Here is a 12,842-nt window from a genome sequence, read left to right on the forward strand (position 1 = left end):
CGGTCCGCGAGCTTATTCGCTCAGCTCAAGCCGCTTTTCCATTCGCTCTATGCGGACTTTAAGGCCCGCGATTTCCGTGTCTTGAACGAGTTGGGCGCTCATAAGCCCGCCCATGTGCTGGCGCATTGCGAACATTTCGCCGCGCATGCCGGCCATTTCCTCTTTCATCGAACTGATATCCGCCCGCACTGCGCGCAAATGTTCGAGGATAAGACTTTCGACTTTCTCGTTCATAGTTGCCGTCCTTCAAACGACCGTTTCTTGGATCCTCGGGACAAGCCCGAGGACGACGCCTGCCTCAGCTTAGCCGACACTACCCTCAAGCGAGATGCTGATCAGCTTCTGCGCTTCGACGGCGAATTCCATCGGCAGTTCCTGCAGGACTTCCTTGACGAAGCCGTTGACGATCAACGCGATCGCCTCTTCTTCGGGAATGCCGCGCTGCAGGCAGTAGAACTTCTGGTCCTCGGAGATCTTCGAGGTGGTGGCCTCGTGTTCGAACTGCGCGGTCGAGTTCTTCGCCTCGATGTAGGGCACCGTGTGGGCGCCGCACTTGTCGCCGATCAGAAGCGAATCGCACTGCGTGAAGTTGCGGGCGTTGGATGCCTTGCGGTGGGCCGAGACCTGGCCGCGATAGGTGTTCTGCGACACGCCGGCGGCAATGCCCTTGGAGACGATACGGCTCGACGTGTTCTTGCCGAGATGGATCATCTTGGTGCCGGAATCGATCTGCTGATGGCCGTTCGAAACGGCGATCGAGTAGAACTCGCCCCGGGAATCATCGCCGCGCAGAATGCAGGACGGGTACTTCCAGGTGATCGCCGAGCCGGTTTCGACCTGCGTCCACGAAATCTTCGAACGCGCGCCACGGCAATCGCCGCGCTTGGTCACGAAGTTGTAGATGCCGCCCTTGCCCTGCGCATCGCCGGGATACCAGTTCTGGACCGTCGAATACTTGATCTCGGCGTCATCGAGAGCGACGAGTTCGACCACGGCCGCATGCAGCTGGTTTTCATCGCGCTGCGGCGCGGTGCAGCCTTCGAGATAGGACACATAGGCGCCCTCTTCGGCGATGATCAGCGTGCGCTCGAACTGGCCGGTGTTCTTCTCGTTGATGCGGAAGTAGGTGGACAGTTCCATCGGGCAGCGAACGCCCTTGGGAATGAACACGAAGGAACCATCGGTGAAGACGGCCGAATTCAGCGTCGCATAGTAGTTGTCGGAGGTCGGAACGACCGAGCCGAGATACTTCTTCACCAATTCCGGATGCTCGCGGATGGCTTCCGAGATCGACATGAAGATCACGCCGGCCTTCTTCAGCTCTTCCTTGAAGGTCGTGACGACGGAAACGCTGTCGAAAACCGCATCGACAGCGATCTTCGGCCGTTCGACGCCGGCGAGAATCTCCTGTTCCTTCAGCGGAATGCCGAGCTTCTCATAGACCTTGAGAATCTCCGGATCGACCTCGTCCAGCGACTTCGGACCCGGCGTCGATTTCGGCGCGGCGTAGTAATATATGTCGTTGAAATCGATCTTCGGATAGTCGACGCGCGCCCAGGTCGGCTCTTCCAGCGTCAGCCAACGATGATAGGCGTCCATGCGCCATTCGAGCATCCATTCCGGCTCCTGCTTCTTCGCAGAGATGAAACGGATGATATCCTCGGACAGGCCCTTGGGTGCCTTGTCCATCTCGATGATCGTCTCGAAACCGTATTTGTACTGATCGACGTCAATCTCGCGGACGCGATCGACCGTTTCCTGGACGGCGGGCATATCGTTCTCCAATCTCGCCGGAGAAAAGGTCCGGCAGCTTGTCGTTCGGGCAATTTTTGTTGCCCCTTATGTAAGTGGCCAAAGGGGACTTTTCAGCCCGAATGGCAAGTGGAAATTTGCGTTTTCGCAAATTTATCAGGCGGTCGTGACGCTTTATCAGGCAATCACGCCGCCTCGCCCGCCGGCTTGCGCCGTGCGGCTATCTTCGTGAATGTGGCAACGGCCTTGGCGATATCCTCGTCCGTCGTCGAAAAGCCGAGCGACATCCTGAGCGCGCCGAGCTTGGGATCTCGCCCCATCGCCACCAGAACATGGCTCTCGCCGACCTTGCCGGACGAGCAGGCAGCGCCCGCAGACAGCGCCACGCCTTCGAGATCGAAGGCGATCTGCCCGGTCTCCGCCTTCAGCCCCGGCAGGGTGAAGAAGGTGGTGTTGGAGACGCGCTGTTGATCCGCGCCGTAGATCACGACATCGGGCGCGGCGTTGCGCATTCCGTGTTCCAGCTGCTCTCGCAAAGCGGAGATGCGGGCATTGCGCTCGTCAAACTCCCGGACAGCAACCTCGGCAGCCGCGCCGAAACCGATGACGGCAAGCGAATTCTCTGTCCCCGACCGGTGACCCTTCTCCTGCCCGCCACCATGGATGAGCGCCCTCGGCATCAGCACTTCGCCGCGCGACACAAGCGCACCGGCGCCTTTGGGACCACCGATCTTGTGCGAGGAGACGATGATGAAATCGGCGCCGAGCGCATTGATATCAAGCGCGATCCGGCCCGCTGCCTGCACGGCATCGACCACAAGCAGGCCGCCATGCGCCTGCACGATCTTCGCCACCTCGGCCACCGGCTGCACCACGCCCGTCTCGTTGTTGACGAGCATGACGGCGACCATCGGCAGGCCGGTCGATTTGTCGTGGCCGGCAAGAAGGCTCTGCATGTGATCGAGATCGACGACACCGTCAGCGGTCACCGCGATCTCGGTGGTACGATCCTTCCCGAAACGTCCGCCTTCGCGGATCGCCGGATGCTCGATCGCCGAGTGATAGAGATGGCCGATCGCCATCGGCGTACGGCCCATGCGGAAATTTGGCGTCAGCACCATGTTGGCTGCCTCGGTGGCGCCGCTGGTGAAGATCACATGAGCGGGATCGGCGCCGACGAGGGCCGCCACCTGGCGGCGTGCGCCTTCGATCGCGGCGCGCACCGCGCGTCCCTCGCCATGAACGGAACTCGGATTGCCGAACATATCCAGCGCCCGCAGAACCGCGTCGCGCGCTGCAGGATGCAGCGGTGCCGTCGCGTTCCAATCGAGATAGAGCCGGGCCGGCGCCATGATCTTTTCGTCCTGCGCTTGGTTCTTGCGTGGCAAGCCGGTGCATTTTCCTTGAAAAGTCAGCCGGGCTTGCCTTATGACACATCCAACACTGCGTGGATTGCCATGCAAGTTTCGAATTGTTCTAAACTGCGTTTTAGAAAAGCTGACAACGTCCGTCAAGTCTGCGCAGCGCGAACGCGAGAAATAAAAGCCGGAGTACCGATGCCCGAAGTCATTTTCAACGGCCCCGCAGGCCGCCTTGAAGGCCGCTACCAGCCCTCCAAGGAAAAGAGCGCGCCGATTGCCCTCATCCTGCACCCGCACCCACAGTTCGGCGGCACGATGAACAACCAGATCGTCTACCAGCTCTTCTACATGTTCCAGAAGCGCGGGTTCACGACATTGCGCTTCAACTTCCGTGGTATCGGCCGCAGCCAGGGCGAATTCGACCATGGCGCCGGCGAACTCTCCGACGCGGCCTCCGCGCTCGACTGGGTACAGAGCCTGCATCCTGATTCGAAGACCTGTTGGGTCGCCGGCTATTCCTTCGGCTCGTGGATCGGCATGCAGCTCCTGATGCGCCGCCCGGAGATCGAAGGTTTCATGTCGATCGCGCCGCAGCCGAACACCTACGACTTCTCTTTCCTCGCTCCCTGCCCGTCCTCCGGCCTGATCATCAACGGCGACGCCGACAAGGTGGCACCGGAGAAGGACGTCAACGGTCTGGTCGAGAAGCTGAAGACCCAGAAGGGCATCCTGATCACCCACCGCACGGTGCCGGGCGCCAACCACTTCTTCAACGGCCAGGTGGAAACGCTGATGGGCGAATGCGAGGACTACCTCGACCGCCGCCTCAACGGCGAACTGGTGCCGGAACCGGCCGCCAAGCGCATCCGCTGACGATGCGGATCGTTGTCGATACCAATGTGCTTGTCAGCGCTTGTATTGGCAACGGCCATAGACTCAGCGTCGTTCTCGCAGAGCGGAATTCATGACGATGCTGAGTTTTCAGGTTTCAAAGGATGTCGAGAAGAAGGTGGCCGACATCGCGGCCGAGAGCGGCAGGACCGTCGAGGACCTGCTGAGCGACATGACGGCGCGCATGGTGCGGGACTTCGAAGCGCGCCAGACGTTCGCAACGATGGCGCAACGCGGACGCGGTGAAGTCGACAAGGCGCTGGACCTGCTTCGCAAGCCCGACGCCAACGGCTGACCTAAGCTTTGCGCATCTCGGCGGTCAGCTCGAACGTCGGGCAGGACATGTTATCGATTGTCAGCGGCATGCGGCCCCGCATGCCGATTTTCGTTAGAACACGCTGCGACGCGATATTGTCGGGATGCGTGAATGCGATGAACTGGTCAGCGAATCTCTTGTCGAAAAACCAGTCCGCCAACCCCTTCCCCAATTCCGTCGCGTAACCCTTGCCCCATTCCTCGTGGCGAAGCGAATAGCCGAGCTCGAACTCGCCGCGATCTCCGCCATAGCGAGAAAAGCCGGCGCGGCCGATGAAGCGGCCGTCTTCGAGGCTGGTGACCTTGTATTTGGTCACGCCATCGCGGGCCTGCTCGGCAAAGAAGCTCATGAAGCGCTCCTGCGCCTTGGCAGCGCTCCAGGGTGCGGCACCCGAGAGATAGCGGGTGGTCTCTATCGTCGAATGCAGCAATTGCAAGAGATGGACGTCGTATTGCCCCCACATAGACAAGATGAGTCGGGGCGTCTTCAGGATAACAAGATCGGTCATGGCTTCCTCGCAATCACGCCACCGGTGACAGCCGCCGAAACGCCTGTCGTGCCGGGAAAGGTCAGCGGTAGTCCGTTGACGGAGCGCACCGCCAGATAGGCCCAGGCCTCCGCCTCCATGGCGCCGCCATCGAAGCCGGCGGCTTCCGCCGAGACGACCCGGGCACCCTTTGCCTGAGCCAAGTCGGCGAACTCGCCCATGATCACGGGATTGAGCCGCCCGCCGCCGCAGACGACATAGGTCTTGGGCGGTTGCGGCAGGTGATCGGCGAGCATGACGATCGAAGCTGCGGTGACGTGCGCCAGCGTCCTCGCGCCATCCTCCAGCGACACCTCGCCCTTGTCAGGCGGCAGGAAATCGCCGCGATCGAGCGAGCGCCTGATATTGCCGGAGAAGAACGGGCTCGACAGATAGCGGCGCGCGAGATCGGGCACGACCGCCCCACGGCTGGCCGTCTCGCCGTTGCGGTCGTAGGCCCGGCCGGTATGCGCCTCGACCCACTGGTCGATCAGCATGTTTCCCGGCCCGCTGTCAAAAGCCGAAAGCACGCCGTCGGCGCCGACGTAGGTGAGGTTCGAAATACCGCCGATATTGACGAAGACAACGGGCGCCGCGAAACCATCCGGCAGGTTCGCCGAGAGTGCCGCGTGATAGACCGGGATCAGCGGCGCGCCCTGCCCGCCATGCACCATGTCGTTGGCACGCATGTCGTAGACAACGTCGATGCCGGTCTCGGACGCCAAGAGCGGGCCGTCGCCGATCTGCACGGTGACACCAGCATCCGGCCGGTGCAGTACGGTCTGCCCGTGAAAGCCAATCAGGTCGATATCGCCAGGCTTAAGGCCATGGCGCGTCAGGAAGGACTTGATCACGGCGGCATGGCAAAGCGTCAGCACGCGTTCGGCGTCGGCAAGGTCGCCCGGCCGATCCCCGCGCTCGACCACGGCCTTGGCCGTCTGCAGCGCTTGCTTCCAGCGGCTACGGAGATCATCGTCATAGGGCACGTAGAGGCTGGGCCCACGGCGGATGATGTTCTCGCCGTCGGTCTCAAGCAGCGCCGCGTCGATCCCGTCCATCGAGGTGCCGCTCATCAGGCCGATCGCTGTCAGGATTTTCCCCATTGTCCCTCGATAATCTACAAATAAACGAGCCAATCAACCAAATGGTGACTGTGCGAGAAAACAGTGCTAAACGCGCCGCGTTGCTTCAACAATAGCCAATCCGAAAATCCTGATCCGAAAGCAAAAGGTCATGACCGAGTTCAAATCCGATTTCCTCCGCACGCTGAAAGAGCGTGGCTTCATTCATCAGATCTCCGATGAATCCGGCCTCGACGCCCTGCTCGCCAAGGAAACCGTGACCGCCTATATCGGCTATGACCCGACAGCATCGAGCCTGCATGTCGGCCACCTCACCCAGATCATGATGCTGCACTGGTTCCAGCAGACGGGCCATCGTCCGATCTCGCTGATGGGCGGCGGCACCGGCATGGTCGGCGACCCCTCCTTCAAGGATGAGGCCCGCAAGCTGATGACGGTCGACACGATCGAGGAGAACATCGCCTCGATCAAGAGCTGCTTTGCCAACTACCTCGACTACGACAAGTCGGGCAACCCGGCGCTGATGATCAACAACGCCGAGTGGCTGCGCTCGCTGAACTACCTCGAATTCCTGCGCGACGTCGGCCGTCATTTCTCGGTCAACCGCATGCTCTCCTTCGACAGCGTGAAGACGCGCCTCGATCGCGAGCACTCGCTGTCATTCCTCGAATTCAACTACATGATTCTGCAGGCCTACGACTTCGTCGAACTCGCCAAGCGCTACGAATGCCGGCTGCAGATGGGCGGCTCCGACCAGTGGGGCAACATCATCAACGGCATCGACCTCGGTCACCGGATGGGGACCGATCAGCTCTACGCGCTGACCTCGCCGCTTCTGACCACATCGTCGGGCGCAAAGATGGGCAAGTCCGCTTCGGGCGCGGTATGGCTCAATGCCGACCTGCTGCCGGTCTATGACTTCTGGCAGTACTGGCGCAACACCGAGGACGCCGACGTCCCGCGCTTCCTGAAGCTCTTCACGACGCTGCCGATGGACGAGATCGCCCGCCTGTCGGCTATTGCCGGCTCCGAGCTCAACGAGGTCAAGAAGATCCTGGCGACCGAGGTCACCGCGATCCTGCACGGCCGCACTGCTGCCGAACAGGCAGCCGAAACCGCCCGCAAGACCTTCGAGGAAGGCGCCCTTTCCGACAACCTCCCCTCGATCGACGTGCCCGCCGCCGAACTCGACGCCGGCATCGGCCTTCTCGCCCTCATCGTCCGCGCCGGCCTTGCCACCTCCAACGGCGAAGCCCGCCGCCACGTCCAGGGCGGCGCGGTCCGCATCAACGACCAGGCCGTCAGCGATGAGCGCAAGCTCATCGGCAGCGGTGAGGTCACCGCCGACGGCGTGATCAAGCTGTCGCTCGGCAAGAAGAAGCACATCCTGATCCGCCCGGCTGCTTGAGGGCGGCAGGTGCTAAGATTGCGAAAAAGGCCGGCGCGCAAGCGTCGGCCTTTTTTTGTCCCGCCTTACTGAAACTCAAAAATATTCCGAAACACTCCAGGCGCGATGATGGAGAGCGGGTTGATCGTCAGGTTCGGCGAATCGAGCTTGCCGGTCAGCTTGAAGGTGATGCCGATCAGGCCGCGGTCGGTGCCGTTGCCTAGGATGATGCCGATGATGGGTAGTTCGGCGAAGAGGCGGTTCAGGCCGTAGGCAGGCATGAAGGTGCCGTTCATGTCCATATTGCCGCGAACGTCGCGCAGCGTGCCCTGGAACACCGCGCCGACCTGATCGCCGCGCACCACGCCATTCTCGATGCTGACGACACCATTTCTTGAAAAGATACGGGCGAAGCCGCGCTGGAAGCGCTGCGCCGATGTGTCGATGTCGCGCTTCACGGCCGCGTTCAGGCTGCGTTGCTCCTGGCCGACGGGCGTCGAGACGATCGAGTGGAGACGCTGCTCGTTCACGATCGAGAACCGGCGGACGTCGATGGACCCATCCCAATTGTCGCCGGCGCCGAGCCGGATCGAAAGGTTGAGCAGGCCGCCGCGCATATGCTGGTAGAGGTCGGCGAAGCGCGAGACCGCCCCGGCATCGCCGCTGGTGATGTTGATGACACCACTGCCTTGCGTCTGCGCCACAACGGCCTCGCCGCTGCCGGTGACGCCCGAGAGGTTGAGAGACTGGATGCGGCTGCCCTGCGCGGCGTAGGTCAACTGAACGTTCTGCAGTTTCTCGTCGTTGAAGCCTACGACGCTGTCGAGCTTGGCCTTGAGCGAAATGCCACTGTCGTTCTTCGACCCGCCGTCACCCTTGTCTCCGCTGCCCGACTTGATCCGGGCAAGAACCGGCCGCACATCGGCGCTGCTGCCGGAGACAGAGACGTCCATGCCGCCCTTGGCGCGGCGAAGGGAGATGGCGAAACTGTCGAGCGATGACAGCTTCACGCTGTCGAAATCGGCCTTCTGCAGATTGCCCTTGCTCAGCGCCAGCGCGCCCGTCGCGCCAAATCCGTCACCCTTCAGCACGAAATTCTTGATCTGCAGGTTGTCGTCGGGACCGGAAATCTCGAAATTAGCGGTGGCGCCGATGCCGCTCCCCTTGGACCAGCCGATCCAGGGCAGATCGAGCCGCGCCTTGCCGAGATCGAGCGAGACCGATTGGCGATCCTTGTCGATGCGATCGAGCTCGACGCTGATCGGCCCATCGATGATATCGGAGAGACCAGGCAGGATCTTCTCGCGCTGATCGTTGCTCAGCGTCGCCGTCACGCTTTGCTGAGGCTGGATGTCGGAGGACTTGTCGGTCGGCTCCACCAGCTTGACCGTCGCCGGCACGCCGTCGATCTCGCCCTTTCCGTCGAGAACCACCTGTTTGGGGTCGGCCGTCAGCACGCCGTCGAGATTGGTGATCTTGCGCCCCGATATCGCCTTGGCGACGTCGAGGTCCTGCAGCTGCAGCGTCGCTTTCCATTCGACCGGCGGCGGGTTCTGCGAGGCGATCAGCCCGATACGCGCCTGCACCGAGGCCGTCACATTGCCCTTCAGGTCTTCAGGCACGAAGCCCGCGCGCTGCAGCACCTGGATCGGCTTGAAGGTCAGCAACTCGCCGATGGCATCGGCAGCACCCGAGATAGGCAGGTTGAGCTCGGCCATCAGCGGCTTTTCATAGGTCGACGGCAGAATGAAGGTGCCCTCGCCGACATCGACGGTGCGCCCCGATGGGAAAAACGACTTGCCGCTCTTGATCGAGATCGTCGCCTTCGGACCAGCCAGCTCGAAATGCGCGCTGGTATCGCGGATCGGCGGAATGTCGCCGGTCACGTTCATGCGGGTGCCGGCAATGTCGAAGGCGATCTTGATCTGGTTCTCGTCCAGCTTCAGCCCCTTGCCGATGGCCTCCTCAAGCCGGTCGAAGGGAATGAAGACATCGATCGAGGCATTGCTGACCACGCCACCATAGAGATTGCGCTCGACCCACTCGCGCCCCTTAGACGCCATCCAGAACGGCCAGAGCTGCTTCACCGCCGTGGTCTGCAGCTGCTGCGACTGGCCGGAGAAGCTGATCTCGGGCGACTTGCCGCCGAAGCGGACATGCAGCGAGCCGTAGAGCGATCCGGCCGGGCTCGACACCGCCATGTTGGGGAATTGCAATTCGCGGGCACCGACGAAATAGCGGCCCGTCGCCTGGATATCGAAGGGAAGCGGCTGCTCGCCCGAGGTGACGGGTGCGGCGGTACCGCCGCTGACGAGCAGATCGACGCCAAACCCCTTTTCGGCGGCCGGGTCGATCTTGTCGAGGTCGATCAGCGCGCCATTGAAGGGCACGATCGTCGGCCCGAACTGCAGCTGCGAGCGCGCGATCTCAAGAGATTGTTTGGTGAAATCATAGGCGAGATTGACCCGCCCGCCGGTCAGCGGCTGCGCCTCGCCGTCCATGTAGAAATTGCCGGGCTGTAGATTGACGGTAGCGGCAAGCGAAGGCTTGGACGTCTCTCCTCCGCGCTCCGCTGAAATGATCGTATCGGCCAGCCCATCGACACCCTGCCTTATCTCGCCGATCGCATTGCGCTTGAGGGTGAACGGCGCGAGGTCGGCGCCGGCAAGTTCGCCCGTCAGCCGTGACGTGCGCCCATCGGTCTTTTCGGTGCCGATATGCAGCGTCGTGACGCGGCCGTTGATCGCGACCTCGCCATCGAGCTGCAGCGCGCGATCAGCATTTCTCGAAAACACCAGGCTGTTGACGACGATGGAGAGCGGCCCGTTGTCGGTATCCGCGAGTTTGATGTCGAGCCCCTCGAGCTTGATCGACTTCGTGCCGCCGCGATCGAYGAAACCGTCGAGAATATCCAGCTGCTGGAATGCCGTTTCCATCGCCGCCGGGATCTGGTCGATCCTGAGATTATCAAGCTTGACCGGATCGCCAGAGGGCAGAAGCGCGGTGTCGAGCGCGATATCCTGCGCTTCCACCTGGGCGATCGCGATCCGTCCCCGAAAAAGCTGCAGCGGATCGAGCGCCATGCGCATGGCGCCCGTCGTCGACATGTGCTGGCCGCTCTTCTCGTCGATCAGGTTGACGTCGCGCGCCTCGAGCGCCAGCCGCATGTTCGAGGTGAAGCGAATGACCGTGGAGCCGACCTCGGCCCGGTAGCGCGGCCCGATCGCGGAATTTAGCGCCGATTGCGCCTGCCGCGACAAGGGTTCGTCGAAGATGCCGCTTTCGACCGTGAAGATGATGGCAGCGATGATGAAGATCAGCACGCCGATGCAGCCGCCAGCAAGCCCCGCGGTCCGGCGCATGCGCGAGCGCATGGGCGGGCAATGAACGATCAGCGGATCTTCCGTTCGCGCCGAGGGAAGATCGTGCAGCGCGACGATATCTTTCTTGCGGAATCTAATCTTCTCGCCGCGGATCGCCGACATGCGCCTCGCCTGTCTCCCTGTTCTGTGATTGGACCAGACTGGCTGGACGGTGATTTGTCCAATATATATCTGGCAAATCACCTCTTATCCACAAACCCGGCAAAAGAAAGGTTTCCCCATGGCGGAACTCAGCATCGGCTCCAGCGCGCCCGACTTCGATCTCCCGCGTGATGGCGGCGGACGCGTGAAGCTGACGGATTTCCGAGGCAAAGCATTGGTTCTTTTCTTTTATCCGAAGGACGACACCTCAGGCTGCACGACCGAATCGATCGCCTTCACCGCCCTTGCCGACGAATTCGAAAAGGCCGGCGCCGCCGTTATCGGCATGTCGCCGGATTCGGCTGCCTGCCATGATCGCTTCATCAAGAAGCACAAGCTCGGCGTGACGCTCGCGGCCGATGAAGAAAAGACCACGCTGGAGGCCTACGGCGTCTGGAAACAGAAGAGCATGTACGGCCGCACCTATATGGGCGTCGAGCGCACGACATTCCTGATCCGTCCTGACGGCACGATCGCCACGATCTGGCAGAAGGTAAAGGTCGCGGGCCACGCCGAAACCGTGCTGACGGCGGTCAAGAATCTCGCTTCTTAAGTGTAGCGAGAGTAAACTCCAATAATTCGCCCATGCGTTGAATAAGGCCAAATCTAAGGCTTTGTTAACCTTAACAGTATGTAATCGACCCAATTCAGGCAGGTCCGTGAGTTGGGAGATTCTCCGTGGCGCACACACAGCAGAACGGCGTATTCGGCAAGCAAAAACAGGAACATATCCTGATCCTTGCCAGCGGCGATCGGGTTCGTCACCTGACCGTCAAGCCTTGGATGGCGGCAATCRCGGTCTGCTTCGTCGGCGTTTTCGCCATCGGCTACCTGATCGCCACTTCTTATTTGGTGCTGCGCGACGACCTGATCGGCGCAACCATGGCGCGCCAGGCGCGGATGCAGCATGACTATGAGGATCGCATCGCGGCACTGCGCGCCCAGGTCGATCGCGTCACCTCCCGCCAGCTGCTCGACCAGCAGGTGGTCGAAGACAAGGTCGACAAACTGATGGAGCAGCAGCAGGCGCTGACCTCGCGCCGCGGCAAGCTTGGGCAGCTGCTCGACCGCGCCGAGAACTCCGGCCTCGACGCCAAGACGGAAACGCCCGCTTCCGCCTATGCGCCCGAGACCAAAGGCAAGCGCGCCGAACTGCCCGCCGCCATGCAGGCGATCGAGCGGCAACTCGCCGGCGACGCAACGCCGGCTGACGTGACGCCTGATAACTCGACGCTCTCCTACGTCCCGGCCCGCGAAACCATGGGCGACCGTGCCGACCGCGTCTTCTCCAAGGTGACTCTCTCGCTCAAGGGGATCGAGCAGCGCCAGCGTGATCGCGTCAGCCAGCTGACGACCGATGCCACCGACGCGTCGGCTGCGATCTCCAACGTGCTGACCCGCTTCCAGATCCGCGTGCCCTCCGAGACAGCGAGCGCAAAGGCCGCAGACGACAGCGCCGTCGGCGGTCCCTATGTCGAGCCCGAGAGCGGCGACGATTTCGACAATTCGCTGGCACAGCTCGACACCGCCCTCACCCGGCTCGAAACCGTGCGCAACACCGCCTCGTCTCTGCCCTTCCAGAACCCCGCCATCGGCAAGGAAATCACCAGCCCCTTCGGCAACCGCCGCGATCCCTTCATCGGCCGGCTGGCGCTGCATTCCGGTGTCGATTTCCGCTTCGCACCCGGCGAAAAGGTCCGCCCGACCGCGCCCGGCAAGGTCGTCACGGCCGGCTGGACCGGCGGTTATGGCAACATGGTCGAGATCGACCACGGCAACGGCATCTCCACCCGCTACGGCCACATGTCCGAGATTCTGGTCAGGGTCGGCGACACTGTTGGCCGTGAGGACACGATCGGTCTCGCCGGCAGCACCGGCCGTTCCACCGGCACCCATCTGCACTACGAAGTGCGCCAGAATGGTCGCGCCGTCGACCCGATCTACTTCATCAGCGCCGGCACGAAACTCGCCAGCTATATAAACTGAACGATCCCGCTAACGGT

General features: G+C 62.0%; 11 protein-coding genes. 5 read left to right on the forward strand and 6 right to left on the reverse strand.

The window, feature by feature from the left end:
• Window positions 1-12: 12 nt before the first annotated feature.
• The 3 genes from AC1DOG_RS20730 to AC1DOG_RS20740 form a co-directional block, all read right to left on the reverse strand.
• Window positions 13-234 carry a hypothetical protein gene (locus tag AC1DOG_RS20730; RefSeq protein ID WP_113011316.1) on the reverse strand — a complete coding sequence of 74 codons (222 nt, stop codon included), beginning with the start codon at window positions 232-234 and terminating at the stop codon, window positions 13-15.
• A gap of 69 nt (window positions 235-303) precedes the next feature.
• Window positions 304-1,773, reverse strand: coding sequence for a Fe-S cluster assembly protein SufB (sufB, locus tag AC1DOG_RS20735; protein ID WP_113200008.1), 1,470 nt, complete (start codon window positions 1,771-1,773; stop codon window positions 304-306).
• Window positions 1,774-1,937: 164 nt separating this feature from the next.
• On the reverse strand, window positions 1,938-3,104 hold the full coding sequence (locus AC1DOG_RS20740; protein WP_477930782.1) for a cysteine desulfurase family protein: 1,167 nt from the start codon (window positions 3,102-3,104) through the stop codon (window positions 1,938-1,940).
• A gap of 204 nt (window positions 3,105-3,308) precedes the next feature.
• Here AC1DOG_RS20740 and AC1DOG_RS20745 point away from each other — a divergent pair, with 204 nt between their 5' ends.
• Window positions 3,309-3,986: an alpha/beta hydrolase gene (locus AC1DOG_RS20745; RefSeq protein WP_018902229.1), complete on the forward strand. Its 678-nt coding sequence runs from the start codon at window positions 3,309-3,311 to the stop codon at window positions 3,984-3,986.
• Between the two features lie 91 nt (window positions 3,987-4,077).
• Window positions 4,078-4,299, forward strand: a complete 222-nt coding sequence (locus tag AC1DOG_RS20750) for a hypothetical protein (protein ID WP_477930696.1) — start codon at window positions 4,078-4,080, stop codon at window positions 4,297-4,299.
• Window position 4,300: 1 nt separating this feature from the next.
• Here AC1DOG_RS20750 and AC1DOG_RS20755 read toward each other — a convergent pair whose 3' ends face one another.
• Together AC1DOG_RS20755 and AC1DOG_RS20760 are read right to left on the reverse strand one after the other, a co-directional pair.
• Window positions 4,301-4,828 (reverse strand): GNAT family N-acetyltransferase, encoded by a 528-nt coding sequence (locus AC1DOG_RS20755; protein ID WP_477930698.1) that lies wholly within the window; start codon window positions 4,826-4,828, stop codon window positions 4,301-4,303.
• Window positions 4,825-5,949, reverse strand: coding sequence for an anhydro-N-acetylmuramic acid kinase (locus AC1DOG_RS20760; protein WP_477930700.1), 1,125 nt, complete (start codon window positions 5,947-5,949; stop codon window positions 4,825-4,827). Before AC1DOG_RS20760 ends, AC1DOG_RS20755 begins: the two co-directional genes overlap by 4 nt.
• Window positions 5,950-6,079: 130 nt before the next feature.
• Here AC1DOG_RS20760 and tyrS point away from each other — a divergent pair, with 130 nt between their 5' ends.
• Window positions 6,080-7,336, forward strand: a complete 1,257-nt coding sequence (gene tyrS / locus AC1DOG_RS20765; protein ID WP_477930702.1) for a tyrosine--tRNA ligase — start codon at window positions 6,080-6,082, stop codon at window positions 7,334-7,336.
• 65 nt (window positions 7,337-7,401) lie between these two features.
• Here the strand turns inward: tyrS and AC1DOG_RS20770 are convergent, their stop codons facing one another.
• Window positions 7,402-10,800, reverse strand: a complete 3,399-nt coding sequence (locus AC1DOG_RS20770; protein WP_477930704.1) for a hypothetical protein — start codon at window positions 10,798-10,800, stop codon at window positions 7,402-7,404.
• Window positions 10,801-10,918: 118 nt separating this feature from the next.
• Here AC1DOG_RS20770 and AC1DOG_RS20775 point away from each other — a divergent pair, with 118 nt between their 5' ends.
• Together AC1DOG_RS20775 and AC1DOG_RS20780 are read left to right on the forward strand one after the other, a co-directional pair.
• On the forward strand, window positions 10,919-11,392 hold the full coding sequence (locus AC1DOG_RS20775; protein ID WP_113011305.1) for a peroxiredoxin family protein: 474 nt from the start codon (window positions 10,919-10,921) through the stop codon (window positions 11,390-11,392).
• Between the two features lie 125 nt (window positions 11,393-11,517).
• Window positions 11,518-12,825, forward strand: coding sequence for a M23 family metallopeptidase (locus AC1DOG_RS20780; RefSeq protein WP_477930706.1), 1,308 nt, complete (start codon window positions 11,518-11,520; stop codon window positions 12,823-12,825).
• Window positions 12,826-12,842: the final 17 nt, after the last annotated feature.

Source organism: Rhizobium sp. 01N48, assembly GCF_056399145.1.